The organism is Vibrio gangliei (assembly GCF_026001925.1).
In the GTDB taxonomy this organism is placed as follows: domain Bacteria; phylum Pseudomonadota; class Gammaproteobacteria; order Enterobacterales; family Vibrionaceae; genus Vibrio; species Vibrio gangliei.
In genome coordinates this window covers 855035-881042 of record NZ_AP021870.1, presented here as the reverse complement: position 1 = coordinate 881042, position 26008 = coordinate 855035, and the positions used below count along the sequence as shown (strand labels likewise).

Sequence of the window (26008 nt, the reverse complement as noted above, 5' to 3'; positions counted from 1 at the left end):
TTCACTCAGAGAGTAGTACAGAGTTCAGGTTTTACATGAGTTATGTGAGCTAAATTCAAATTTGCTGAATCCTTTCAGCTTTTATACTGAATCGATTCAGCATATAATTCAATTAACGGCGCATCTGGATGATGAGATTTTTGATCCAGTGCACAAATCCATTTTTAAAAAGGGAAGCCTTGATGACTTTAGATGAGATTGCCAAATTGGCAGGGGTATCGAAGACCACAGCCAGCTATGTCATTAATGGTAAAGCGAGCAAGTATCGTATTAGCTTGAAAACGCAACAGAAAGTGATGGCAGTGGTAGAAGAGCATCAATACCAACCGGATCACGCCGCATCGGCACTGAGGGCAGGGCAAAGTCGTTCATTTGGCTTGGTGATCCCAGATCTCGAAAACACCAGTTATGCCAAACTGGCAAAGCTACTGGAAGCGAATTCTCGTCAAGCAGGCTACCAAATTTTGATCGGTTGTTCAGATGATAAACCGGAGACTGAAAAAGCCGTGGTGAATGCACTTGTAAGTCGACGCATTGATGCTTTGTTCGTCGCAAGCTCGATGCACGATGCCAATGAGTTTTATCTTGCCATTCAAAAACGCGGCATTCCGGTTATTGCCATTGACCGACCTTTGGATGATGAATTTTTTAGCTGTGTGATCAGTGAAGATTTTGAAGGCGCACTGCGTTTAACGTCATCAGTGTTAACGCCAGAGGTGACATCGGTAGGCTTAATCGGTGCCTTGCCTGAGCTGAATATTTCGAAAGAAAGGCAACTTGGCTTTGAAGCGGCGGTACGCCAAGTTAACGACAGCCAGTCAATGTCCATTAAGTTAGAATATGGCACGCAATTTAATCCCGAATCTGGACGTATAGCGATGGAAAAGTGGCTTGCCAATAATGCCTTGCCGGATGCCATCATCACAACGTCCTATACTTTGCTTGAAGGCGTGCTGGATGTGTTATTTGAGCGCCCTGAATTGATGAGTAAAGTTCGTCTTGCGACTTATGGTGATAATCGCTTGTTGGACTTTTTACCGATCAAAATAAACTCGCTGTCACAACGCTTTGAAATCATTGCCGATAGCGCTTTGGAATTGGCGTTAAATGCGTCGGCTAAACGTTACAAACCGGGTGTGGAGCTGGTGGCACGTAAATTAAAAGTGAGGAATCGTTTTTAATCTTGTGTCGACAGATTCGGCTTATGTTATTATTTGGCTGTCTATATTTTATTTTTTGTGGAGCACACCCTTTTGCAATTTAAAGATCTTGGTTTAGATAATCGTCTTCTTAAAAACCTACAACATTACAACTTTGCTAAAGCGACAGATATTCAGCGTCAAGCGATTCCTGTTGCGATTGCAGGCAAAGATTTATTGGCGTCATCTAAGACGGGATCAGGGAAGACATTAGCTTTTGTTTTACCTATGTTGCATAAAGCGTTAAAAACCAAAGCATTATCAGCCAAAGATCCGCGTGGTGTGATCTTAGCGCCAACTCGTGAGTTAGCAAAGCAAGTGTTTGGTGAACTGAAAGCCATGCTAGGCGGTTTATCTTACACCGGCACTTTAATCGTTGGTGGTGAAAACTTTAACGATCAAGTTAAAGCGCTGCGTAAATACCCTAAATTCATCGTCGCAACGCCAGGACGTTTAGCTGATCACCTTGAGCACCGCTCTTTGTATTTAGAAGGTGTTGAAACGCTGATTTTGGATGAAGCAGACCGTATGCTTGATTTAGGTTTTGCTCCTGAGTTGCGTCGTATTCATAACGCCGCTAAACATCGTCGACGTCAAACATTGATGTTCTCAGCTACGCTTGATCACGCTGAAGTCAGTGATTTATCGAATGAAATGCTGACCGATCCAAAACGCATTTCTATTGGTGCATCGGCTGAAGAACACAAAGACATCGATCAGTCGTTTTATTTATGTGACCACCTTGATCACAAAGAAGCGATTTTAGAACGTTTGCTTGAAAACGCTGATTACAAGCAAGTGATCATTTTTACTGCAACCCGTAGTGATACCGAGCGTTTAACCGAAAAGTTGAATGAAAAGCAGCTTAAAGCCGTCGCGTTAAGCGGTGGATTAAACCAGACTCAACGCAATAGCATCATGAGTCAGTTTGAGCGTGGTGTGCACAAAATTCTTGTGACCACAGATATTGCCTCTCGTGGTCTAGATATCGCCAATGTTACCCATGTAATAAACTTTGATATGCCAAAGCACACTGAAGAATACGTACACCGCGTCGGTCGTACTGGTCGTGCTGGCAACAAAGGTTCAGCCATGTCATTAGTTGGCCCGAAAGATTGGGTGAGCTTTAAAAATGTCGAAGCCTACTTGCAGCAAGATCTGGCTTTCTCTGAATTAGAAGGCTTGAAAGGCAAATTTAAAGGCATTAAACCGCGCAAGCCATTTGCGAAGAAAGCGGGCGCGAATAGCAAGAAGAAAGTGACGAAGAAATCGACCACAGCGAAGAAGCCAATTAAACGCGATAAGAGTTTTTATCAGAACGTGGATGTGGGCGATCAAGTGTTTATGATCAAGAAGAAAAAGCAGCCTGTAGTCAAAGACGACGAGTAATTTAGTTTTTTATATTATCAAGTAAAACAAAGGCTTACCTCAAAGGTAAGCCTTTTTTGTTATTACAATAATGGCACCTTACAGCCTAAGTTATTTTATTGATTAAGCTGTTTTGTTTAAGTTATTTTGCTTGAATGATCGCTTGCAAGAAACGTTGTTTAGTTTCTTGATCGGCTTTGTCATACCAGTAATGTAACATTTGTTCTTCGGTTGTTTTGTACTGGCTATTTGCAGGGGCTTGAATGGTCGTTGCCGCTGCTGGTGCTGGTGCAGAAGTGGCGACAACTGCAGCCGTTGTGCCTGCGAGTGTTATTGCCGCAACACCGCCTTTCTTGTTGTAATCTTCAGATTCACGGTCATATTTACGACCAAGTTGTACGCCAGGCTTGAGCAGTTTGTCTTGTTGGTAAGCGACTTCATTGCCATCTTTATCAACTAATTTCCAGTTCGGATTGTTGTCGAAATCGCGCGCTAGACTTGGTGTACGGTATTTGGGTACTTCCAGAGTTAAATCCGCGTCGGTTGCGGTGAACTTAGCAATAATAGCGTCAGTGGATACGACTTCTTGATCATTGCCAGTTTTGAATACAGGGCTGTAACGAAAAACAATCTGGTTTTCACCATCTGGAAGTGTCACGCTTTTTGTGCTTGAAAAAAAGCCGCCATCGGTTTCTGGATCTTGGCTGTTTGTTGCCAAAATATCGACTTCAGGTGGAAAAGTAATCGTCACGTTTGCCAGTGCCGAAGAACTGAGTCCAAGTAGAGCGCACAGGGCAAGCGGTTTTAGAATGGCGTGTTTCACTGACATGTTGATTTCCTTGTTGTCAAAATACGTTGCTATCTTAATGGTCACTTTTCGTTTGCACAATAGAGCATGCGGCAGTGACGCTTACTTATTCTCTAGTTATTCTAAGTGCAAAAGAAAAGGGCCAATCGGGGCCCTTTACAATTAAGCGATAGAATTATTTTTTCGCTGTGTGTTGCAGTTTGTCTGCTTCTGTCAACTCACGGATTTTACGGCTAATTTCGCGACGTTCTTTTGAAATTTCAGCACCCTTGATGATGTGGTCATCAACGCGGTCTTCGTAATCTGCTTTCATGCCTTTTACGATAGCGATAATTTCTTCATGAGTCATCTCTGGCTTGATGTAGTCAAGCAGGTTCTCAAGCAAATCAACACGTTTGCGGTTATCACGAATTTTCTTTTCATTATCAAGAATTTCACGTTTCAGTTTATTCTTGCGACGAGCTTGGTTTACGATTTCAAATACGTTAGCCATAGTGTGTTCCTAGTTCAAAGTTGTTAACTAAATTCCAATTTATCTCATCAAATTAAACCATATACCCAACAGACAAAACAGAGCTAAGATCAAAATAAGTGTAAATCTGCTGCTTTACAATGCAATGACGCTAGATTGGCTGTGACGGAGTGTGTTCATTGCTGAAAAATACAGCAAGCGGTAAGCGCCAACCCTACTCAAGCAACACTTACGTGCATTTCTACTTGATTTATTGAGCATGGAAACCAATATTTTAGACCATGAAAGATTGATCTAAATATAAAAACTTTGGTTAAGAATGACAGAGAATACTTCAATCATAGAAAAAGACAGTGCTCGTCAATATTTTCAGCAGGCCTATGTGACAGCACGAAAAATGATGCAGCGGATGGATTTAGATTTAAATCGTAAACAGATTATTGTTGTTGCGGATCAAGGGCGAAAGATCTATCGGCCTTACCGCTGGGACCATTGATTCAAAAAGGAATAAAAATGAATATTGAACTAAGTGCAATTGAAGCAAGAATCATTGGTTGTTTGATTGAAAAAGAAGTGACGACACCAGATTACTACCCGCTAACGTTAAATAGTTTAACGACGGCATGTAATCAAAAAAGTAACCGTGATCCTGTGATGTCACTAACGGAAGCCGAGGTAATGGATGCCGCACAGGCCTTAATTGACCGTCGTTTAATGACAGATGACAGTGGCTTTAATAGCCGAGTTTCAAAATTTCGTCATCGCTTTTGTAATACCGAATTTGGTTCGTTGAAATTGACTGATCAAGAGCGTGGCATCGTTTGCTGCATGTTACTACGTGGCGCACAAACTCCAGGTGAAATTCGTACTCGTACCAATCGCTTGTGTGAGTTTAGTGATGTGAAACAAGTCGAAGCATTACTTGAGAAAATGGCGGCACGGGAAGAGGGCGCGTTAGTGGTTAAATTACCGCGTGAACCGGGCAAACGCGAATCCCGTTATCAGCATTTGTTTTGTGGGGACGTTGATGTGGCAGCATTAGCAGCGGCAGCGCCACAAGATTCTTCTTCGGTTTCATCTGGACAGCAAGAACAACGCATTTGTGCGCTCGAAGAACAAGTGGCGGAGCTAAAGCAACAAGTTGAACAACTGAAAGCGCTAATCGCTGACTGATTCATGTTAAATATAAACGTGATTTCTAGTTTGCCTGAGAAAACTGGCCCAAAGCACAATCCAACTCGCATTGATAAGCCGTGGTTTGTGTATTTGGTTCGTACTCGTTCTCAGGCTTTGTATTGCGGTATTACCAATGATCTTGATCGTCGTTTTGCACAGCATCAGTCAGGTAAAGGTGCGAAATATCTGCGAGGCAAAGGGCCTTTGACGTTGGCATGGTCTAAAGAAGTGGGTGATAAAAGTACAGCTTTGAAAGAAGAAATTCGGATTAAGAAATTACCGAAACAGAGAAAGGAAATGTTGATTGTAGGGCGTTGCTGATTCTGACTAAATTGCCGGAGTTACGATAGAGAAGGCGATATGCGTTTGATAAAATTTAGCGCATCCATACTTTTCAATAAGCCTCTGTTTCGTGTTATTTAATCGATATTATTTTCTAATACGGTTTATTCTGCGGAATATAAATATTTCGAAATCAACGGATTAAATGTTATTACCTTAAATAGTCGATTGGAAAAAGGTGAAGCGAAACGTTTAGAGTCATTTCTAAAACTGAATCCTCAAGCTGAATATATTCTACTTCAATCTAAAGGTGAGTACGTTAAAGAAGCAATACGCGTAGGGCAGGTCATTCGTAAACATAAATTAAACATGGCGGTTGAAACTTATTGTAATTCTTCATGTTTTATTGCTTTTATGGCGGGGCATTCACGTTATGTCTACCGTGAAGCGTTCGTAGGTATATATAGACTTATTCAATAATAAGCAAGGTGTAATGATACCAGCCAGTAAAGACCGTCGAATTTATAACAGTTTAGTACATTATTTTTCTTCAGTTATTGGAAGTAAAAGTGCATCTTTAAAAATTGTTAATTTAATTTATGAAACTCCGACTAACTATATGCTAAAAGTTGATGGAAAACACCCATTCATTTCCATGAATTATTATTACCCGTCTGCACTTTAGTTTTTTAATATGCACTATATTTTTACTTTCAATGGTATTAGTCTATATTTGAATGACATAAACTAGATAGTATTCGGCGATCTTTATCAAGTGAGGTTAATTAGTTTTAAGCTGGTCTAATGTGGCAGCTCAAACATTAAACCAGTTGAGTTTGCTATGTAAAGTCGTGACGCTACCAACAATGATTAACGATGGGCTAATCGCTTGCGACGCCATTTGATCAAGTTGGCTTAATGTGCCCGTTAAGACTCTTTGTTTTGATGTCGTTCCTCGTTCAACAATCGCACAAGGTGTTTGTAGTGACAGCCCATGTTCAGTGAGGTTTTGGCGGATCACCGGTGCTTGTTTTAGACCCATATAGAATACTAAGGTGTGGTTGGTATGAGCTAAACTTGGCCAATCAATATCTTGCCCTTGTTGCTTTAAATGCCCAGTAATAAATTGCACGCTTTGCGCATGGTCGCGATGGGTTAGTGGAATGCCTGCGTAGGCACTGCAACCAGAAGCGGCGGTAATACCTGGCACCACTTCAAATTCGATGTTGTGCTCAACCAGAGTCTCGAGTTCTTCACCGCCACGACCAAAGATAAACGGATCGCCCCCTTTTAAACGCACCACGTGTTTATTCTCTTGCGCTTTATCCACCAAGATTTGGTTGATTTGATCTTGCGGTACGCAATGATGATTGAGCTTTTTCCCAACAAATAATAATTCTGAGTTGGGATTAACCAGCGCCATGATTTCTTCTGACACCAAACGGTCGTACACCACCACATCGGCCGATTGAATTAAACGTAATGCCTTAACCGTGAGTAAATCTGGATCGCCAGGGCCTGCGCCGACGAGGGAAACGAAAGGACGAGCATGAGAAGAGGTGGCTTGCATAGCGAACTCCGAAAGCAGAATAGAGTAGGAGGTGGTTACTGAGTTTAGTGTAGCGATTCTCGTGACTTGTTACTCGAACAAGGTTTTATCAAAACCAGTGCCGAGTAACGAGCCACGAGTAGCCGAGAAACGTTTACGCTTTCACCTCTTCCAGCGTTTCAGTTTCGGCTTTATAGCTTGGACGTTCCGCTTTCGGTGTCGCGAACCAGTAACCAAAGCCCATGAAGATTGCGCCAGACACGATGTTACCTAATGATACCCAAAGAAGGTTGTGACCAATGCCTGCCATAGTAAAGGCATCAGAATGGTTACCAAAGTAAGACAAAGCAAAGATCGTCATGTTAGCGATTGAGTGCTCAAAACCTGCGCCGATAAACGCTAATAAACACCACCAAATCGCGATGAATTTACCTGTGCCTTCCACACGTTGACACATCCAAATAGCCAAACACACTAGCCAGTTACATAAAATACCTTTAAAGAATAGTACGCTGGCTGGTACCGCTGTTTTACCCAGCGCCGCCGCATGTAAGAAGCTTTTGGCATCTGGCAGGATATTACCACCGCCAGCTAGGAAGAAAAGGTAGGCCACCAATACTGAACCGATTAAGTTACCCAACCAAGTTTGCGGCAAAATGCGCGCGTTATCTTTCCAACTCACTTGGCCGGTTAATGCGCCAAACGATAAAAACATGGTGTGGCCAGTAAATAACTCAGAGCCAGCAATGATCACCAAGGTTAACGCGATACCGAAAGTCGCGCCCATCACTAACGGGCGAATCGCAGGGTCGACGAGGTTACCAAAAGTGAAAATTAAAATAATGCCAATACCGACATAAGCGCCTGCCATGGCAGAGCTGATCCAAAAACCGAGCGGGTTATTGTCGGCCAATTTGACAATACGTGCTGCGTTTTTCGAGCACTTTTTAATCGTGTCTGTGTACATGAGTCATACCTATAAAAGTTAAAATTAAAGTTTGAATAGTGATAGCGACCGAGGCGATCGCTATGGGTATTGAAACTTGATTCACGGTCCTCGTTTCTCGGATATCGTTGCTCGAGGGGGTATTCGAGTAACGAGACACGAGCTTTCGAAAATCGATTACGCTTTTACTTCTATCTCTGAACCTTTAACACGTACTTCATAGGCTTCAACCGACATGCTTTCATCTTCAAAACAACGTCCAGTTTCAAGGTTGAAACGTTGTTTTTTGAGTGGGCTGGCGACCCATAATTCACCATCGTGTTCGCAAATCAGGCCGCGAGATAACACGTTAGACTGGGCAAACGGATCCATGTTGTTGATGGCAAACAGTTGTTCATCAAAACGTGGGCGGAAGATGGCGACTTGTTTGCCGTTAACTAAAGCACATACCCCAGTTTTAGGCGTGATGTCGTTGAGTTGGCACACTTTTACCCAGCTTGGTTTTTGAGTTTTTGAATGTTGAGATGATTGAGCCGTCATTACGCTTCCTCCGCTGTGATTTTGTCGTTTAAGTCAGTGTGAAGAATGTCACCACGTAAATGCGGGTGTTTTTCAGTAAAGGTCGCCGGGCGGTGTTGCTCGCGCTCTGGCACGAACACGACGTTTTCATCACGTGCATCGCTGTTGATGAAGTGCGCAAAGCGAGTGAGCTGACTTTCATCATTGATGGTATCTGTCCATTCACAACTGTAGCTATCCACTAACGTTTGCACGTCTTTTTCAAGTTGCTCATTGATGCCTAAAGTATCATCGACAATCACTTTGCGAAGGTAGTCCACGCCGCCGTCTAGGTTTTCTAACCATACGGATGTACGTTGTAATTTATCGGCAGTGCGAATGTAGAACATCATGAAACGGTCGATGTACTTGATCAGCGTTTCTTTGTCTAAATCTGAAGCCAGTAGATCGCCGTGACGAGGGTTCATTCCGCCGTTACCGCACACGTACATGTTCCAACCTGCGTCGGTAGCGATGATGCCTAAGTCTTTACCTTGCGCTTCAGCACACTCACGAGTACAGCCCGACACACCAAACTTCATCTTGTGCGGAGTACGGATGCCTTTGTAGCGGTTTTCTAAATATGAGCCTAAGCCAACGCTGTCTTGCACGCCGAAACGACACCAAGTGCTGCCCACACAGGTTTTCGCCATACGTAGCGCTTTGGCATAGGCTTGACCGGTTTCATAACCTGCGGCGATAAGCTTCTTCCAGATTTCTGGTAAATCGTCTTTTTGTGCGCCAAATAGACCAATACGCTGTGCACCAGTGATCTTGGTATAAAGGTTATATTCTGCTGCCACATCGGCGAGAGCGGCTAGGGCTTGTGGGGTGACTTCACCGCCAGCCATACGAGGAATAACCGAATAGGTACCGTCTTTTTGCATGTTGCCAAGGAAGTTATCGTTAGTGTCTTGCAGGCCAACGTGTTGTGGTTTGAGCACGTGATCGCCCCAGCAAGAGGCTAGGATAGAGCCCACTGTTGGTTTACACACTTCACAGCCATAGCCGTGGCCGTGTTTTTCTAGCAATTGATCGAATGAACGAATGCCTTCAATGCGGCATAAGTGGAACAATTCTTGGCGCGAATATTCAAAGTGTTCACAAATGTGGTTTTTCACTTCAATGCCAGCTTTAGCAAGCTCTGCGTTCAGCACTTGCGTGATCATAGGAACACAACCGCCACAACCGGTACCGGCTTTGGTGACCATTTTGATATCGTCCAATGTGGTGTGACCGTCGGCAACCGCTTGAGCAATCTTGCCTTTTGTGACATCAAAACAAGAACAGATAACGGCTGAATCTGGTAGAGCGTCTGCACCCATAGATGGTTTTTCTGCGCCAGCATGAGCAGGAAGAATTAAGGTGTCTGGATGCTCAGGCAAATCCATGTCATTTAAGTGTAATTGCAGTAAGTTGCCGTAGTCGGAGGTATCACCAACCAAAACCGCGCCGAGTAATTTTTTGGTGTCTTCAGATACGATCAAACGCTTATATACGTCTTCTTCATCGTTTTGATAAACAAAGCTTTTACAGTTTGGCGTGCGGCCATTGGCGTCACCGATACTGCCCACTTTCACACCGAGTAATTTCAGCTTGGCGCTCATGTCGGCACCGGTAAATTGGCTTTCTGTATTGCCGAGTAAGTGATCAACCGCAACTTGCGCCATTTTGTAGCCCGGAGCAACAAGGCCAAAGAACACGCCATTCCAAGAGGCACATTCGCCAATCGCATAAATATCCGGGTCGGAGGTTTGGCAATGATCGTTAATGGCAATACCGCCGCGAGGGCCAATTTCTAATTCCGCTTGGCGAGATAAACGATCTTGTGGGCGAATACCGGCTGAGAAGACGATGAAGTCGACTTCAAGCTCGGTTTCATCCGCAAATTTCATGGTGTTACGGGCATTGACACCTTTTGGCAGGATTTCTAGCGTGTTTTTGCTGGTGTGAACTTGTACGCCCATTCGCTCAATTTTATTGCGTAGCTTGAGGCCACCTTGTAAATCCAATTGCTCTGCCATTAGCACTGGCGCAAATTCGATCACATGCGTTTCTACACCGAGCGCTTTTAATGCCCCTGCAGCTTCAAGACCTAATAAACCGCCACCGATCACCGCGCCACTTTTGCTTTTTTTCGCGGTCGCTTCTATCGCTTTGAGATCTTCAATGGTACGGTAAACAAAACAATCTTTGCTTTCGTTGCCTTTAATCGGTGGCACGAATGGGTAAGAGCCGGTTGCCATGATGAGTTTGTCGTATTGCACTTCACGGCCAGAACTTGAATACACAGTTTTGTTTTCACGGCTAATATTAATAGCACGCTCACCGATTAGGACATTAATACCGTGTTTTTGGTAGAAGCCTTCTTTTACTAAAGACAATTCATCGGCAGTGTGGTGAGAGAAATAAGAAGATAAGTGAACTCGGTCATACGCGACGCGCGGTTCTTCACAAAAAGCGGTGATGTGGTACTGGTCTAAAGCGCCTTTTTCGACTAGATCTTCGATAAAGCGATGGCCAACCATGCCGTTACCGATGATGACGAGTTTTATCTTACTCATATTTATTTCGCCCATAAAATTAAATGTAATGGGCTTATCATGGCGAAATGGTGCCTACATATACTGATTCAAATCAATTTAGCATTCAAACTACTCTAAAGGGGTAGTACCAAAGAGTGATAAAAATGTTGTAGAAATTTTGTCTAATCAAGGAGTAATAAGATGAAGGTACATGATTTTACAGTGAAAGCGGTATCTGGTGAGCAGGTGGATCTCTCGCAATATCAAGGCAAGGTCTTACTGATTGTGAATATTGCCACCAAATGTGGTTTAACGCCTCAATTGGAAGGGTTAGAGAAACTCTATAAGCAATATAAAGATAAAGGTGTGGAAGTTTTGGGTTTTCCTTGTAATCAGTTTTTAGGTCAGTCGCCAGAAGATGACCAAGGGATCATGGATTTCTGCCAAGTGAACTACGGGGTGAGCTTTACCAACTTCGCCAAATTAGACGTGAATGGCCCAGATGCCGATCCTTTGTTTAAATTCTTAAAGTTGCAGCGTCATGAAGATAAAACCAATGATGCAACCGAGGGATTAATTGAAAAGTTAACCTCGATTGGTCAAGTGTTTGATGATGGCGAACTCAAGTGGAATTTTACGAAGTTTTTAGTCGACCAACAAGGCAATGTGGTGGAGCGTTATTCTCCAACCTATTCTGCCGATGAAATCGCACAAGATATTGATGATCTGTTGTAATTCGTAAATAAGAGCGGTTCAAAAGCAAAAGCTTCCAGAGTTTGGAAGCTTTTTGTTTTTATGTGTCTAGAGCGGTTATTGACGATTAATCGCGATCGACAGCAAATGGAGACCAAGCCTGACGCGTTGGCATCACTTCCATGCGGTTGATGTTGATATGATCGGGCAGTGTTGCCACATAGAACATGTTTTCCGCAATATCTTCTGCTGTTAGTGGCGTTGTGCTGTTGTATAAGCTATCTGACGCAGCTTGGTCACCTTTTGTACGTACTAGTGTAAATTCAGTTTCTGCCATGCCTGGTGCAATATCGGTTACACGTACGCCTGTGCCTAATAAGTCGCAACGTAGGTTGTAAGTAAACTGCTGTACAAAGGCTTTGCTCGCGCCATACACGTGGCTGCCTGGGTATGGCCATTGACCCGCAATCGAGCCGACATTAATGATGCTCGCACCAGCGCCGGTTTCGATTAACGTTGGCAGTAAGGCGTGAGTGACGTTAACAAGGCCAGTGATGTTGGTATCGATCATTGTATGCCAATCTTTAAGGTCAACCTTATCTGCCCCTTGAGGCGCAAGTGCAAGACCGGCGTTGTTTATCAGCGCTTTCACTTGTGCAAACTCCGCAGGTAGTTCAGCCACCGCAGATTTCACGGCAGCATCATCACGCACATCAAGTTGAATGATATGAACCGGTACACCGCTTAATTCTTCTTTAAGCTCAAGCAAACGCTCCATACGGCGGCCAGATAACACCAGTGACCAACCATCTTTAGCAAAACGACGAGCCGCCGCACGACCAAAGCCCGAAGTCGCACCTGTGATAAAAGCAATATTTGTCATAAACCGTTCCTTTTGCATCATAAATAATGGCAAATAGTATACATGGTTAGCTCTCGATAAATAGTTACTTTTTGATACATTTACTCTGTGTTGTAGCTATAAAAAACGCCTGAAATCCTAAGCTGGGCAAAGCTTAAGAAATCAGGCGCGTTATATTTGTCATCTAATGAACGGTTATCAGTCGATCTGTTTATCTTTGGTAAAAGATAAAATCGCGATGCAAATAGCGGCCACGGCCACAAAGCCACCTAAGATAATGGCAGGCATGGCGGCATAACCTAAAATGTGCCAGATAACGTATTCTAAAGTACTCATAATGCCTTCTCCTTAATTATCTGACGGCTTATTGCCAGCCTTCCACATCTTTCATGTCGGGTAGCTTGTGGGCAATACCTTTATGACAGTCGACACAGGTTTTATCACCATTCGCCAAGGCTGTGGAGTGCTGTTTAACCGCTCGAGGCCCTTGTTCAGAGAAATCCATGTAGTTGAATTGGTGACAGTTACGACATTCTTTCGAATCGTTCTCTTTCATCCGTTGCCATTCTCGATGGGCGAGATGACCGCGACGTTCTTTGAATTTTTCTTCGGTATCAATGGTACCAATAAAGTGGAAAACCAGTTCTTTCGACGCTTGTACTTTACGAACGATTTTATCTGTCCATTTGTGCGGTACGTGGCAGTCTGAACAAATTGCACGTACACCAGAGCGGTTTGAGTAGTGAATGGTTTCACGGATCTCTTTTACGATTGGTGCGTGACAGCCTGAACAGAATTCTTCAGTATTGGTCGCTTCCATTCCGGTGTTGAATGCACCCCAGAATAGTAATCCACCCATAAAACCCATAAACAGAATGATACCTGCTGCGGCTTTACTTGGGGTAGATAAACGCTTCCAAAAGTTTTTTAGTAATTTCATAATTTATACTCTTTCGTCACTTTTCGAACGGCTTAAACAGTCATGTTCTGTTTAAGCCTAGCGTTTTATTTTTTAAGTGAATCAACACGTTGGAATTCATTTTCTACCAAAGGTTTTGCATCTGCCTGAGGTACGTGACATTGCAAGCAGAAGTAACGACGAGGCGACACATCCGATAACACTGCATCTTGACGGTTCACATAGTGCGTTACGCTGATTTTGGTCGCGCCCATTTCTTTGGCATTTTTCCAACTATGACAAGCCAAGCACTTATTCGCATTTAACGAGACTTCGTAATTACGAATACTGTGTGGAATCAAGGGGGGCTGATACACATAATCGCTATCTAGCTGATGATCTTTAGGAAAGCGCTTAAAGTCATCCGCAGGACGTGTCGCTTCGAGTTCTGTTGCACCTCGAAGTGATTCAACGCCACCAATGCCACCTGGATTTGAGGCGGCAGGGGTGATGTCGGCATCTTCGGCGTGTACTGCACCCATTATGAGCGCGCTGGCGGCAATCAATGCCATGATGATCTTTTTCATAATCTTCTCCGATTCTTTGTGGTCACTGAGTGTTCAGTCTTACTCAGTGACCTGACATGGTTTGCTCAAGGTTCAATTCGATGAATTAAACACTCGCGATCTTAGTTATCTTGACTGGACACTTCTTATAGTCAGTCTGTTTTGATAACGGATCAGTGGCATCTAAAATCAACTTGTTGACTAGGATGCGAGCATCAAAGAATGGAACGAAAACCAAGCCTTGCGGCGGACGGTTACGACCACGAGTTTCAACACGAGCACGCACTTCACCACGCGGAGAAGCAATCAGTACTTCATCACCACGACGTAGGCCACGCGCTTCGGCGTCATCAGGGTGGATGTAGCAATGTGCATCCGGTACGGCTTTGTATAGCTCAGGCACACGACGTGTCATGGTGCCGGTATGCCAATGCTCCAGTACACGACCAGTACATAGCCATAAATCGTATTCTTCATTTGGTACTTCTGGTGGCGCTTCGTAAGGCGCTGAAATGATCAACGCTTTGCCATCCGGTTTACCGTAGAAGTCACGACCTTCGCGTTTTGCGTATGGGTCATATTCTGGGTTAAATCGCCATAGGGTTTCTTTGCCATCCACGACAGGCCAACGTAGGCCACGTACTTTGTGGTAGGTATCGTATGGCGCCAAATCGTGACCGTGGCCGCGACCAAATTCTGCGTATTCTTCGAACAAACCTTTTTGTACGTAGAAGCCCGCCGATTTTGCGTCGTCATTGAGCTCTTGCGCTTCTTCCAGTGGGAACTTGTCAACATTGCCGTTACGGAACAAAATGTCGTACATGGTTTTGCCACGTAGCTCCGGTGCTTTTGCCATCAGATCTTCAGGCCATACTTCTTCGATCTTGAAGCGTTTTGAAAACTCCATGATTTGCCAAAGGTCAGAACGCGCGCCTTCAACTGGTGATACTTGTTGATACCAAGCTTGAGTACGACGCTCTGCGTTACCGTAAGCGCCTTCTTTTTCAACCCACATCGCAGTTGGAAGAATCAGGTCGGCAGCTTGTGCGGTCACTGTAGGATATGGGTCTGAACATACAATGAAGTTTTCTGGGTTACGATAACCAGGAAGGCGTTCAGTGTTAATGTTCGGGCCTGCTTGCATGTTGTTATTACACATCACCCAATAAGCGTTTAATACGCCGTCATTGAGCATGCGATCTTGTTGTACCGCATGGAAACCAGGTTTTGGTGGAATGGTGCCTTCTGGCAGTTTCCAAATTTTTTCAGCGATCTTACGGTGTTCTGGGTTTGCCACTACCATGTCTGCTGGTAGGCGGTGTGAGAAGGTACCCACCTCACGAGCCGTACCACATGCCGAAGGTTGACCGGTTAGTGAGAATGGACTGTTACCCGGTTCTGAAATTTTACCTGTTAGAAGGTGCAAGTTGTAAACCAAGCTTTGCATCCAAACACCGCGAGTATGTTGGTTCATACCCATTGTCCAAAGTGACATTACTTTACGTTTTGGATCGGCGTATTGTTTCGCAAGTTCAATTAGATCTTCAGGGAGAACACCTGACATTTCAGATGCTTTTTCTACCGTGTAAGGTGCGACAGACTGTTTGTATTGTTCAAAGCTAATATCAGACATTGCGTCTGAGTTGGCATTTTTCGCTTTTTGCTGAAGAGGATCATCATCGCGCAAGCCATAACCGATATCAGTAACCGCTTGCTTAAAGTGGGTGTGTTTATTGACGAAGTCCCAGTTAACCGCATCGTTTTGGATGATGTAGTTGGCAATGAAGTTAGCAATCGCAAGGTCTGATTGTGGATGGAAAACCATGCCGCGATCCGCTAATTCAAACGAACGGTGGTAGTAGGTAGACAGTACGTTGACTTTAACGTGTTCGTGGCTTAGGCGACGGTCGGTAATGCGGGTCCAAAGTACTGGGTGCATTTCCGCCATGTTTGAGCCCCAAAGAACGAAAGAATCGGCGTGTTCGAAATCGTCATAACAGCCCATAGGTTCATCGATACCGAAAGTACGCATAAAGCCCACTACCGCTGATGCCATACAGTGACGTGCGTTAGGGTCGATGTTGTTGGAACGGAAACCCGCTTTCATCAATTTCGATGCTGCGTAGCCTTCCATGACGGTCCATTGGCCAGAACCAAACATACCTACGCTGGTTGGCCCTTTTTCTTTAATGGCTTTTTTGAATTTCTCAGCCATTACATCAAAGGCTTGCTCCCAAGAGACCGGGGCAAAATCACCGTCTTTATCAAACTTGCCATTTTTCATGCGCAGTAACGGCGTGTTCAAGCGATCTTTACCGTACATGATCTTAGATAGGAAGTAGCCTTTGATACAGTTTAAACCTTTGTTGACCGGTGCTTCTGGGTCACCTTGTGTGGCGACGACACGGCCATTTTGTGTGCCGACTAAAACAGAACACCCCGTACCACAGAAGCGGCAAGGGGCTTTGTCCCATTTAATCGCAGTCTCATTTGAGCTCACAATTAAGTTCGTTGCGGAAGCGGGGAGGGTTATCCCTGCGACGGCGGCGGCGGAAGCGGCTGCATTTGCTTTAACAAACGCACGTCTTGTCATTTTCATACATCACCCTCGGGTTTTAATCCAGTTTTTACCTGAAAAGTCAGGTGTTTAATTGTTATTATTCCGTTATCTCGGTTTCATCATCGAGGTCATTTTCGATTTGATGAAAAACTAATGCGGTGCTTAATACGTGATCGAGTTGGTTGATCGCGTCGATGGTGTCCGTGATGTAACCTTGGTTTTGCGTTTCAATCACGACAACTAATTTCCCTTCAGCGCTTTCGCCATAAATTTCAGTACCGTCAAAAGACTCAATGGTGGACTTTATGGCCGCCAAATGTTCAGGCATGACATGAACGACTAAACTTGAAATATGTACTTCATTCAGTGACATTCGAGCTCTCTATTTTTGAATGGTCATATTTATTCAATGACTCAATTGTGCTTCACGACGATAGCCTTGGTTGGACAAACCGAGACACAAGCACCACAACCTGTGCAGGCATCTTGTGTGATTTGCGGCTGAGCTACCGAACCGACCGCTAACTTAAACGTTATTGCTTGTGGTTCGCAGCTATCGCCACAACTGCGGCAATCGACATTACGCTTAGCAAGACAATCATCATTGATGTGTGCCTTGACTTGCCATGGGGCTTCTTCTTTCGGGATAAATAATGGCTCTGGGCAGGCTTCGGCACATTGATAACAAAAGGTGCATTCTCCCGCAGTGAAGTCCACACGGGGAAAACCGCCATCTGTAGGTTTGATGATCTTTTCTGGGCAGGCTTGCTGACATTTTCCACATTGGGTGCAAAGGTCGGTAAAAAGGTGATTTTTCACCCAAGGTAAATTGGGTTTGTCCGCATCTTTACGACGAGTGAAAAGCTGCCGCCGCGATAAATTAATATGAGAATTAGACAAGCCGAATACCTTGTAAAAAATGGCTCAGAAAATGATGACAACAAACAGAATTAACCATTTATTAACCCTGATGAAATTGTAGTTTTTATGGATAAAGCTGAAATACCCACAAAGGGGTAATTAGGGGTAGAAATTGTTTTAGATCAATTTATAAACGGCATAAACTTCACACATTTTTTATCGCATCAAGTAAGATGAATAAACGTTGAGTAGATAGTCGACCTTAACTTTATGGCTGACGCATGACACTTAGGTATAAAAATGCGGGGCTAACAATGAACATAAGAGATGAGTCTTCGTGAACGATATTCGCTATTCTGAACATTACATCGCGCCTAAAAAGCCAATTGCGTCCACGATTGCAAAAGGCTTGATGTCGATTTTAGCCCTCGCGGTCGTGGCGATTATTGTGGGATTGTTCACGATTAATTACAGTTTGAAAGATGCCGAAGTCATTAACGTCGCAGGCTCACTTCGCATGCAAAGTTATCGCCTTGCTTATGATATTCAAACTCAATCCCCCCAATTGACCGAACATATTGATAGCATGAATCGCTCTTTGCATTCTTCTGCGATGCGATCGTTGGACTCGATGATCGTCCCGCACACTATTCAATTGGAGTACCAACAAATATTGGCGCGTTGGCAAATACTCTCAGCGCAAATCACATCAGGTAATACCACAGATTATTTAGGGCAAGTTGAAGGCATGGTGCATCAATTGGATTACTTTGTTTTGAGCCTGCAACGCTTTTCTGAGAACAAATTAAAAGTGTTCGCTCTAGCCGGCGTGCTCTGTTTATTCTTGATTTCTTTGTTGACGGTGCTGATTGTCCGTTTTGCGCGTAATAAAGTGGTCAAACCGTTAGGGCAATTAGTGAATGCGAGCCAAGCCATTCAAGACAAAAATTTTTCTATTCAGCTTGAGGTCAATAGTGAGACAGAGTTGGATGTGTTAGCGCAATGCTATCAATTAATGGCGAAAGAGCTTGCTCAGCTATATCACGGCCTTGAATTAGCTGTTGACGAAAAAACGCAGGAATTACAGCAAGCGAATGATGCATTAAGTATCCTGTATGAAAGTTCAGATTCGCTCTCAAACTCGCGTTTAACACTGTCAGATTTCCAGTCCGTGCTGAATAATTTCACCCAACTTAATGGGGTTCAAGCGCTGCGTTTATCTATTGATGAAAAGGAAGGGGGGCAAGTTGAAGTGAATGCGGGTCAACCACAATCATCATTTGGATGGAAGCAGTTTGCTCTTGAAGAAAATGGTATGACATTGGGCCTGTTGGAATGGCAACAAACCAATCATCGTTTAGATAAAGTGTTGATGGAAAGCCTCGGGCATATCTTGGCGCGTGCCTTGTATTTTAATCATAACCAGAAGCAAACCGAACAACTTATCTTAATGCAAGAACGTGCCACCATTGCGCGAGAATTGCATGATTCTCTGGCTCAATCTTTATCGTATCTCAAAATTCAAGTGACGCTTCTTAAACGTAATTTAAACCAAGAGTTGTGCGCTAAGCGTTGTGAAAATAAGCGTTGTGAAACGGCCACACAAATTATTAAAGAAGTGGATGAGGTGTTAGCGCAGGCTTATACCCAGTTACGCGAGTTGTTAAGTACATTTCGATTAAAAATTGAAGAAGCGCATTTTGGGGAGGCGCTTAAGCAATTGTTGCATCCGTTACAAGATCAAACAGAAGCGAATCTTGTGGTTGAAAACCAGTTGCTTTCCCTTGGGTTAGATGCGCAACAGCAAGTGCATTTATTGCAATTTATTCGAGAAGCGGTATTAAATGCGATAAAACATTCGCAAGCAAAAACCATTCATGTGACTTGCTTGCAAGATGAACAGATGATTCGTATTTGTGTGGCTGATGATGGCGTGGGTTTTGATGTTAATCAGCCTAAACTTCATCATTATGGTTTAGGTATTATGCAAGAACGTGCGTCACGTTTGGCCGCTGACTACACCATTCAATCTGAGATTGGAAAGGGCAGCCAAGTTCGTTTAGAAATGCAATTAGGCTAAGCCGACTAACGGCAGGCCTGATATTGTGAAAATTGATGTAGGTAACTTATGACAACTTTGATATCGAAAGTTTTACTGGTTGATGATCATCCCTTGATGCGTCGCGGTATTGGGCAATTACTCAGCTTAGAAGATTGCTTTGACGTTGTTGGTGAAGCAAGTAACGGCGTTGATGCGATCTCGTTGGCTAATGAGCTCGATCCCGACATCATTCTGCTTGATCTGAATATGAAGGGTATGTCTGGCCTCGACACGTTAAAAACCATGCGCAAAGAGGGCATTGATAGCCAAATCATCATTCTTACAGTATCGGATAACCCTGCTGATATTAACGCATTAGTCAAAGCACAAGCGGACGGCTATTTATTAAAAGATACTGAGCCAGAAGAGTTGATTGAGCTGCTAAAGCAAGCGCAACAAGGCGAGACGGTTTACAGCCGTTTAGTTAAAGAGCACCTCGATACCCGTGACGAAACGGGCAACTTATTGGATCAATTGACTGACCGAGAAATGCAAATTTTGCAGGAAGTAGCGAAAGGTTTCCGTAATAAGCAAATTGCCGACCAACTGTTTATTTCTGAATCCACCGTAAAAGTGCACATGAAAAGTTTGCTCAAAAAGCTCAATGTGGCCTCACGTACCGCCGCGACGGTGTTGTATCTTGATACTTACGGCAGAGACTAAGAGGCGAGATTAAGAACCATCGCCGAGATTAAGCGCAGAGACGAATTGTGATATTGTCATTTGTCGTTGTGTTTCTCGAGGAAGAAAAATGTTTACCGGTATAATTCAGGCGGTTGCCCGTTTAGAAAAAGTGTCAGACTCACAGGGCATTCGCACCTTTGATATCCAGTTCCCTGCTGGTTTTTGCCAAGACATAGAAATAGGCGCTAGTGTCGCCGTCGATGGTGTATGTCTAACGGTCACTGAGATATTAAGTGCCAACTTACTGCGTTTTGATGTGATGTTAAAAAGCCTGCAAATCACAACGTTAAGCGAGTTTACCCAAGGTGATAAAGTGAATGTTGAACGTGCCGCGAAAGATGGCGCGGAAATTGGCGGCCATCCGCTTTCAGGGCATGTTGATTTTACCGCACAAGTGCTTGATGTTGCTCACATCGAAGAAAATTACCGTATACGTATCGGAGTAGAAAAATCCTGGATGCGTTACATTTTTTCGAAAGGCTATATTGCCATTAATGGCGCGAGTTTGACCATCGCCGATGTGGACAAAAAAGAAGCTTGGTTTGATGTTTGGCTGATCCCTGAAACGCGTCGAATGACTACTTTTGAATCTAAGCAATCAGGCTCGAAGTTAAATATTGAGATTGAGCGTAGTACACAGGTTTTGGTCGATACTGTTCGAGATACCCTGGAAGAAAACTTAGGAGAGTTATTGCCGATATTAGAGTCACTGCTTGAAAAAAATAATATCGATATTGGTGATTATTTATCTCAAACTAAAAAATAATTTCGACTTCATGTCGTGTTATTCCCTCATGAATTATTTGGTCACTTTGCTGGCGGGGTGCATGTCCCGCCAGCTCTTATCTACTCATCCAGTTCATGAAATCCCATTTAATGATTAGCTAACAGGCAGTCAAATTTCATTAATTCTACAATGTGATTTGTTGTTTTTTTGTTGCGTTTTATGGGGTTGAGTAATGTATTTATTGTTGCATCCTTCAGTCTTATGAATGTGAAATAAATAAGGTCGATTAGATTAAGTTTTCGGTATTTTTTCTCATATTCCACCGAAAGTTGATGTGTTTGGTAAGAAACTACTGAGTTTTGAAGATGCTGATCAGGGCCGATTACCCTCGGAATTTGGTAAAATTCGTGTACGTCTTCAAGTACCGACGTTTTCAATGTTAAAGCTGATTTTGGATGAGCAAGGTTACTTATTTTTTCATGCCTTTCTTTGTGCTTGTGTTTAGCTATACCATTTTACAACAGATGCTCCACGGCCTGCGTGAAAGTGACAAGCAATACTATGACTCATTAACGAAGACGTTTAACCGTCACGGCTTGTATCAAAAAGTGTATAAGAAAATAGATAAAGCGATAAATAACGATAAGAAAGCTCATATTTTCTCTATTGATGCTAATAAGTTCAAACATATTAGCGATAAGTACGGTCATGATATTGGTGACAAAGACATCAAGCTGATTGCGGTGGCTGCGAGACATATCTGTAAACCTTTTGATGACATTGTGCGCTTAGGCGGTGATGAATTTTTGGTTGTACTTTACATTGATTCGCAAAGTGAATTTGACCCGAATCAATTCATGCAAAGTTTCAACCAAAAATTAGCCTATGACTGTAAAGCGAATTCAGTGCCAAGCTTTACCGTAACAGGTGGCTATGTCGCTTTTAGTTTGAAGAGTCATCAAACACTGTCTCAAGCTATTAAACAAGCGGATGAATTTCTTTTAACGAAGAAATCGATTGATAAAATCGAAACCATTTGTGATGAGTTTGGCAGCTTTGATATTAATTTATCGGTAGAAGAGCAAGATAAGAAAGTACGGTAACTTTTTACTGCGTGATGTGGAGATCAATCATGATGAATTCGTGATTAATAACCGATTGATGTCTTATGAGCAGCACTTTATGTCGAGCTTAAAAACGCGTTAATAACACGTATTAGAAAGAGCCTAACAATTGGTGGGCTTTGTTTTATCTGCCGTAAAGGCTGCAAAGAATATTTTCTTTCGGGCATGTTGACCGCCACAAAAAAGCCCCTTAGTAAGGGGCAAGAGTTCCATCGCGTTTTTATAGTTATCTTGTCGCGCTTGAGATAGGGCTCAAGCGCTTGATTGAGTGTGCGGGATTAACCGAAATCACCATTGACATAACCTTGTGTGCGGTCGTCGCGTGGGTTGCTGAAGATGACTTGTGTTTCATCATGTTCAACCAATTCGCCCATCAAGAAGAAAGCGGTACGGTCTGAAATACGTCGTGCTTGTTGCATCGAGTGAGTTACGATGACGATGGTGAACTCTTTCTTTAGAGACTCCATCAATTCTTCGATTTTGTGCGTTGCGATTGGGTCAAGCGCCGAGGTTGGTTCATCCATTAGGATCACATCGGGTTGCATGGCGATGGTACGCGCAATACATAAGCGTTGTTGCTGGCCACCGGATAAACCAAAAGCGTGTGATTTTAAACGGTCTTTCACTTCATCCCACAATGCTGCACCGCGCAGTGATTTCTCTACTACTGAGTCGATGTATTTCTTATCTTTGATGCCTTGAGCACGTAAGCCATACGCGACATTTTCATAAATGCTCATTGGGAATGGGTTTGGCTTTTGGAATACCATGCCGACTTTGATACGCAGATCCGATACATCAATATTGCCGTAGATGTCATTGTCATCCATGGTCACTTTACCCGTGATTTTGACGCCGGCAATTAAATCATTCATGCGGTTAAGGCAGCGAAGCAGGGTTGATTTACCACAGCCAGATGGACCAATAAGCGCGGTCACTTTCTTTTGAGGGATCGGTAGGTTAATGCTCTTCAACGCTTGGTTGTCGCCGTAGAATAAATCTAGATTTTCAATGTTAAATTTGTTCATGTCGTTATCTCTTTTAAGGCAGCCACTTCTGTTTATTTGCCACTGCCTGTTATAGTCGTTTCTATATGAATGAAGTTATTTTGATTGCGTAAGTGTGAATTAGTAGTTCGCTTTGTTGAATTTGCTCGCAATCAGCTTCGTGAGCATGTTGATGATTAAAACCAGTACGATCAGCACGGTCGCTGTACCGTAGGCTTGGTTCCATTCTTCAATCGTGAATAGCTCTGTGGTCAATTTATATAAGTGAACCGTCAGGGTACGGCCTGAATCGAATAAGGATTCAGGGATACGCGCCACCATACCTGCTGTTAAGAAAACAGGGGCTGATTCACCGATAACACGACCAATACTTAGAATGACTGAGGTTAAAATACCAGGCATCGCACTCGGCAAAATCAAACGCCAGATGGTGTAGATTTTTGATGCGCCTAGGCCGTATGAACCTTCACGGTAAGTTTGAGATACCGCCATCAGAGACTCTTCGGTGGTACGGATAATGACAGGCAAGATCAAGATGCTGAGCGTTAATGCGCCAGACAAAATTGAGAAGCCAAAGCCTAATACCGCGACAAAGAATGTCATACCAAATAGACCAAAGATGATCGATGGAATACCAGCAAGTGATTCGGTACAAAAACGGATGACTTTAACCAACTTACTGCCCGGTTTGGCGTATTCGGTTAGGTAGATGGCCGTCATGATCCCAAGTGGGGCTGCCACCGCTATGGAAGCGATTACCATATAAATGGTCGCAATGATCATTGGGAAAATACCGTGTTCATCGCCAGTACGAGTGTAGTCGTCGGTAATGAAATTCCAATCGACGTGTTGTAAACCATTCGCCAGGATGTACCAGATAATCCAGAACAAGAAGCCAACGGTTAAACCCGCTGAAATCCAGATGAAAACGTCTAAGATTCTATCTTTGTTTTGACGTTGTTTTTTAAGCTTTGCGAAATCCATTTTGTTATCTACGTTCATGCTCATTACCTCGCTTTTTGACGATTTAGGTAAAGAAGGGCAGCATTTAAAATCATAATAAATACCAGTAACACCACACCGGTTGCATAAAGCGCGTTGGCATGCACGCCACTGGCGTAAGACATTTCAATCGCAATGTTGGCGGTTAAGGTACGAGCGGAATCTAAAATCCCTTGAGGCATAGCAGGGGCGTTACCCATCACCATAATGATGGCCATGGTTTCACCTAGAGCACGAGCGATACCTAGAATCACCCCGGTCATGATCCCTGAGCGAGCCGCAGGAAGGAGGATTCTAAAAATGGTAAAAGTTTTTGAAGCACCCAGTGCCAGTGAGCCTTCTTTATAAGCATGAGGCACCGCGCGAATAGAGGTTTCTGAAACCGTAATCACGGTAGGTAGAATCATGACACCCAATACAATAATACCGGCCAAAATGGTGTTACCCGCTGGCACGTTAAAGATTTCTTGTATTAATGGGACGATAATAACGAGACCAAAGAAACCGTAAACGACCGATGGAATACCCGCTAATAGCTCAACAGCAGGGCGAATAACATCAGCAACGCGTTTAGGGGCAACTTCGGCAATAAAAATGGCGGTCAAGATACCAACTGGAACACCAATCACAACCGCACCCAGAGTCGAAACCACTGAGGCAATAATCATGGTGTATACGCCATAAAGCGCTGGTGGAAGCCAGTTATCACCTAAAACAATGCCTGAAACACCAACCGCTTGGAAGGCGGGGACACTTTCAGCAATGATGAAGTAAGCAATAAGGGCGAGTGAAACAATACCGATAACTGCACTGCTTAAAAACAAAGCATGGAAGATTTTTTCTTTCCAGTCTATGCCTGTTTTTTGGCGCAAGTTACCATTGTTTTGAGAAGTTTTCACTTCTGTTTCGGCGACAGTATTCATAAGCATGTCACTATTCATATTTTTGTCACTATAAGTGGCGATGGTCATAATAAAATTCACATTTCAAAGCTGATATGGTGCTTATTGAAATGGAAAATAAGCCCAGCCCTTGCGAGCTGAGCAATGTTTAAATCAATTATTTCTTAGTGGATATCGATGTAGCCGTTAGCTGTTACTAACTTTTGTGCATCTTTAGTTAGCATCCAATCTAGGAATTTTTGCGCTGTTGGAGTTGGTTTGCCTTCGTGGTAAAGCACTAGGAATGGACGAGCAACTTTGTAAGTACCATTCTTCACGTTAGCAACGCTTGCTTCTACACCGTCAACTGCAAGAGGGTGAACAGATTCATCTACTGTACCTAGTGAGATGTAACCAATCGCGTATGGGTTACCTGCAACCATAGTTTTAAGGCCGCCGTTACCATTCGCTACTTGCGCGCGTTGAGAAATTGCTGAAACTTCAGTGCCGTTGACTTTCATTTTCAGACCTAAAATGTCTTCAAATGCGCCACGAGTACCTGATGCAGTATCACGAGTGATGGCCACGATTGGCTTATCTTCACCGCCCACTTCTTTCCAGTTGTTGATTTCACCTTTGTAAATTTTGGTGATTTGTTCAGCTGTTAAGCCTTTCAAAGTGTTTTTAGGGTTAACTACAACTGCGATACCATCACGAGCGATAACTTCTTCTTTAAGGCTCGGCTCTTTTTCTGAGTCCTTCAGATCACGAGATGACATACCTAAATCAGCAGAGTTGTTTTTTGCCGCTTTGATGCCGGCAGAAGAACCAGGACCTTGAACTTCGATGAAAACATCTGGGTTCGATTTCATATAGGTTTCCGCAAAGACTTCCATTAACGGAGTAACACTACTTGAACCTACTGCAGAGATAGTTTCTTTTGCTGATACTGGGTTTACTGTTAGTGCACCTAGGATGGCTAGAGCACTGATCACTGTCTTTTTCATACCTTGTATTTCCTTTATGGCTTCATGCCGTTGAGTCGTTGAGTTGACGAGAGCCACTTTAGGTTTGAAATATGACAGTTGTGTTACAGTAATTTGAAACATAGATGACACAGGTGAATCTTGCTGATTACCTGCATAGAAATGAATTGAGC

At 43.5% G+C, this 26008-nt stretch carries 27 protein-coding genes; 10 read left to right on the top strand and 17 right to left on the bottom strand.

Features of this window, described 5'->3' with window-relative positions; all coding sequences use genetic code 11:
- Positions 1-182 precede the first annotated feature (182 nt).
- Together cra and Vgang_RS16040 are read left to right on the top strand one after the other, a co-directional pair.
- Entirely contained in the window at positions 183-1181 is a 999-nt protein-coding gene (gene cra, locus Vgang_RS16045) for a catabolite repressor/activator (protein WP_105901035.1), read from the top strand.
- Between the two features lie 72 nt (positions 1182-1253).
- Positions 1254-2588, top strand: a complete 1335-nt coding sequence (locus tag Vgang_RS16040; protein ID WP_211293954.1) for a DEAD/DEAH box helicase — start codon at positions 1254-1256, stop codon at positions 2586-2588.
- Positions 2589-2709: 121 nt separating this feature from the next.
- On the opposite strand, the gene Vgang_RS16035 is transcribed toward Vgang_RS16040, so the two are convergent.
- Positions 2710-3396 carry a DUF2057 family protein gene (locus Vgang_RS16035; protein ID WP_105901034.1) on the bottom strand — a complete coding sequence of 229 codons (687 nt, stop codon included), beginning with the start codon at positions 3394-3396 and terminating at the stop codon, positions 2710-2712.
- A gap of 154 nt (positions 3397-3550) precedes the next feature.
- Positions 3551-3868 (bottom strand): DUF496 family protein, encoded by a 318-nt coding sequence (locus Vgang_RS16030; RefSeq protein ID WP_105901033.1) that lies wholly within the window; start codon positions 3866-3868, stop codon positions 3551-3553.
- A 298-nt stretch (positions 3869-4166) separates the two neighbouring features.
- Here Vgang_RS16030 and Vgang_RS16025 point away from each other — a divergent pair, with 298 nt between their 5' ends.
- Genes Vgang_RS16025 through Vgang_RS16015 form a run of 3 tightly spaced genes read left to right on the top strand, consistent with a single transcriptional unit; the run spans position 4167 to position 5344 of the window.
- On the top strand, positions 4167-4343 hold the full coding sequence (locus Vgang_RS16025; protein ID WP_157945991.1) for a hypothetical protein: 177 nt from the start codon (positions 4167-4169) through the stop codon (positions 4341-4343).
- Positions 4344-4360: 17 nt separating this feature from the next.
- Positions 4361-5020 (top strand): YceH family protein, encoded by a 660-nt coding sequence (locus tag Vgang_RS16020; RefSeq protein ID WP_105901032.1) that lies wholly within the window; start codon positions 4361-4363, stop codon positions 5018-5020.
- A 3-nt stretch (positions 5021-5023) separates the two neighbouring features.
- Positions 5024-5344, top strand: a complete 321-nt coding sequence (locus tag Vgang_RS16015) for a GIY-YIG nuclease family protein (RefSeq protein ID WP_105901031.1) — start codon at positions 5024-5026, stop codon at positions 5342-5344.
- 775 nt (positions 5345-6119) lie between these two features.
- Here the strand turns inward: Vgang_RS16015 and cobA are convergent.
- The 4 genes from cobA to nirB all read right to left on the bottom strand — a co-directional run bounded on the left by cobA (position 6120) and on the right by nirB (position 10922).
- Positions 6120-6875, bottom strand: a complete 756-nt coding sequence (gene cobA, locus Vgang_RS16010; RefSeq protein WP_105901028.1) for a uroporphyrinogen-III C-methyltransferase — start codon at positions 6873-6875, stop codon at positions 6120-6122.
- Between the two features lie 133 nt (positions 6876-7008).
- Positions 7009-7821 carry a nitrite transporter NirC gene (gene nirC, locus Vgang_RS16005; protein WP_105901027.1) on the bottom strand — a complete coding sequence of 271 codons (813 nt, stop codon included), beginning with the start codon at positions 7819-7821 and terminating at the stop codon, positions 7009-7011.
- A 156-nt stretch (positions 7822-7977) separates the two neighbouring features.
- Complete coding sequence (gene nirD / locus Vgang_RS16000; protein ID WP_105901026.1) at positions 7978-8340, bottom strand: nitrite reductase small subunit NirD; 363 nt, start codon at positions 8338-8340, stop codon at positions 7978-7980.
- Positions 8340-10922: a nitrite reductase large subunit NirB gene (gene nirB / locus Vgang_RS15995; RefSeq protein ID WP_105901025.1), complete on the bottom strand. Its 2583-nt coding sequence runs from the start codon at positions 10920-10922 to the stop codon at positions 8340-8342. Before nirB ends, nirD begins: the two co-directional genes overlap by 1 nt.
- A 162-nt stretch (positions 10923-11084) precedes the next feature.
- Between nirB and Vgang_RS15990 the strand changes: the two genes are divergently transcribed.
- Entirely contained in the window at positions 11085-11618 is a 534-nt protein-coding gene (locus Vgang_RS15990) for a glutathione peroxidase (protein ID WP_105901024.1), read from the top strand.
- 85 nt (positions 11619-11703) lie between these two features.
- Here the strand turns inward: Vgang_RS15990 and Vgang_RS15985 are convergent, their stop codons facing one another.
- The 7 genes from Vgang_RS15985 to napF all read right to left on the bottom strand — a co-directional run bounded on the left by Vgang_RS15985 (position 11704) and on the right by napF (position 17362).
- Positions 11704-12459: an SDR family NAD(P)-dependent oxidoreductase gene (locus tag Vgang_RS15985; RefSeq protein ID WP_105901023.1), complete on the bottom strand. Its 756-nt coding sequence runs from the start codon at positions 12457-12459 to the stop codon at positions 11704-11706.
- Positions 12460-12636: 177 nt separating this feature from the next.
- Positions 12637-12774 carry a TIGR02808 family protein gene (locus tag Vgang_RS15980; RefSeq protein ID WP_089139649.1) on the bottom strand — a complete coding sequence of 46 codons (138 nt, stop codon included), beginning with the start codon at positions 12772-12774 and terminating at the stop codon, positions 12637-12639.
- 28 nt (positions 12775-12802) lie between these two features.
- The gene (locus tag Vgang_RS15975; RefSeq protein WP_105901022.1) at positions 12803-13378 is read right to left on the bottom strand and encodes a NapC/NirT family cytochrome c; all 576 of its coding nucleotides are present in this window, start codon (positions 13376-13378) and stop codon (positions 12803-12805) included.
- A 65-nt stretch (positions 13379-13443) separates the two neighbouring features.
- On the bottom strand, positions 13444-13923 hold the full coding sequence (locus Vgang_RS15970; RefSeq protein WP_105901021.1) for a nitrate reductase cytochrome c-type subunit: 480 nt from the start codon (positions 13921-13923) through the stop codon (positions 13444-13446).
- A gap of 85 nt (positions 13924-14008) precedes the next feature.
- Positions 14009-16501: a periplasmic nitrate reductase subunit alpha gene (napA, locus tag Vgang_RS15965; RefSeq protein ID WP_105901020.1), complete on the bottom strand. Its 2493-nt coding sequence runs from the start codon at positions 16499-16501 to the stop codon at positions 14009-14011.
- A gap of 58 nt (positions 16502-16559) precedes the next feature.
- Positions 16560-16835, bottom strand: coding sequence for a chaperone NapD (locus Vgang_RS15960; RefSeq protein WP_105901019.1), 276 nt, complete (start codon positions 16833-16835; stop codon positions 16560-16562).
- Positions 16836-16876: 41 nt separating this feature from the next.
- On the bottom strand, positions 16877-17362 hold the full coding sequence (gene napF, locus Vgang_RS15955; protein ID WP_105901018.1) for a ferredoxin-type protein NapF: 486 nt from the start codon (positions 17360-17362) through the stop codon (positions 16877-16879).
- A 298-nt stretch (positions 17363-17660) separates the two neighbouring features.
- On the opposite strand from napF, the gene narQ reads away from it, so the two are divergent.
- From narQ to Vgang_RS15935, 4 genes are all read left to right on the top strand, one after another.
- On the top strand, positions 17661-19403 hold the full coding sequence (gene narQ / locus Vgang_RS15950; RefSeq protein WP_105901017.1) for a nitrate/nitrite two-component system sensor histidine kinase NarQ: 1743 nt from the start codon (positions 17661-17663) through the stop codon (positions 19401-19403).
- Positions 19404-19451: 48 nt separating this feature from the next.
- Positions 19452-20087, top strand: coding sequence for a response regulator (locus tag Vgang_RS15945; RefSeq protein WP_105901016.1), 636 nt, complete (start codon positions 19452-19454; stop codon positions 20085-20087).
- 88 nt (positions 20088-20175) lie between these two features.
- Positions 20176-20874 (top strand): riboflavin synthase subunit alpha, encoded by a 699-nt coding sequence (locus Vgang_RS15940; protein ID WP_105901015.1) that lies wholly within the window; start codon positions 20176-20178, stop codon positions 20872-20874.
- 416 nt (positions 20875-21290) lie between these two features.
- The gene (locus tag Vgang_RS15935; protein WP_105901014.1) at positions 21291-21938 is read left to right on the top strand and encodes a GGDEF domain-containing protein; all 648 of its coding nucleotides are present in this window, start codon (positions 21291-21293) and stop codon (positions 21936-21938) included.
- Positions 21939-22237: 299 nt separating this feature from the next.
- Here Vgang_RS15935 and pstB read toward each other — a convergent pair whose 3' ends face one another.
- The 4 genes from pstB to Vgang_RS15915 all read right to left on the bottom strand — a co-directional run bounded on the left by pstB (position 22238) and on the right by Vgang_RS15915 (position 25856).
- Positions 22238-22987 carry a phosphate ABC transporter ATP-binding protein PstB gene (gene pstB, locus Vgang_RS15930; protein ID WP_105901013.1) on the bottom strand — a complete coding sequence of 250 codons (750 nt, stop codon included), beginning with the start codon at positions 22985-22987 and terminating at the stop codon, positions 22238-22240.
- A gap of 99 nt (positions 22988-23086) precedes the next feature.
- Complete coding sequence (gene pstA / locus Vgang_RS15925; protein ID WP_105901775.1) at positions 23087-23950, bottom strand: phosphate ABC transporter permease PstA; 864 nt, start codon at positions 23948-23950, stop codon at positions 23087-23089.
- Positions 23951-23973: 23 nt separating this feature from the next.
- Positions 23974-24939 (bottom strand): phosphate ABC transporter permease subunit PstC, encoded by a 966-nt coding sequence (gene pstC, locus Vgang_RS15920; RefSeq protein ID WP_105901012.1) that lies wholly within the window; start codon positions 24937-24939, stop codon positions 23974-23976.
- 95 nt (positions 24940-25034) lie between these two features.
- On the bottom strand, positions 25035-25856 hold the full coding sequence (locus Vgang_RS15915) for a phosphate ABC transporter substrate-binding protein (protein WP_105901011.1): 822 nt from the start codon (positions 25854-25856) through the stop codon (positions 25035-25037).
- Positions 25857-26008: the final 152 nt, after the last annotated feature.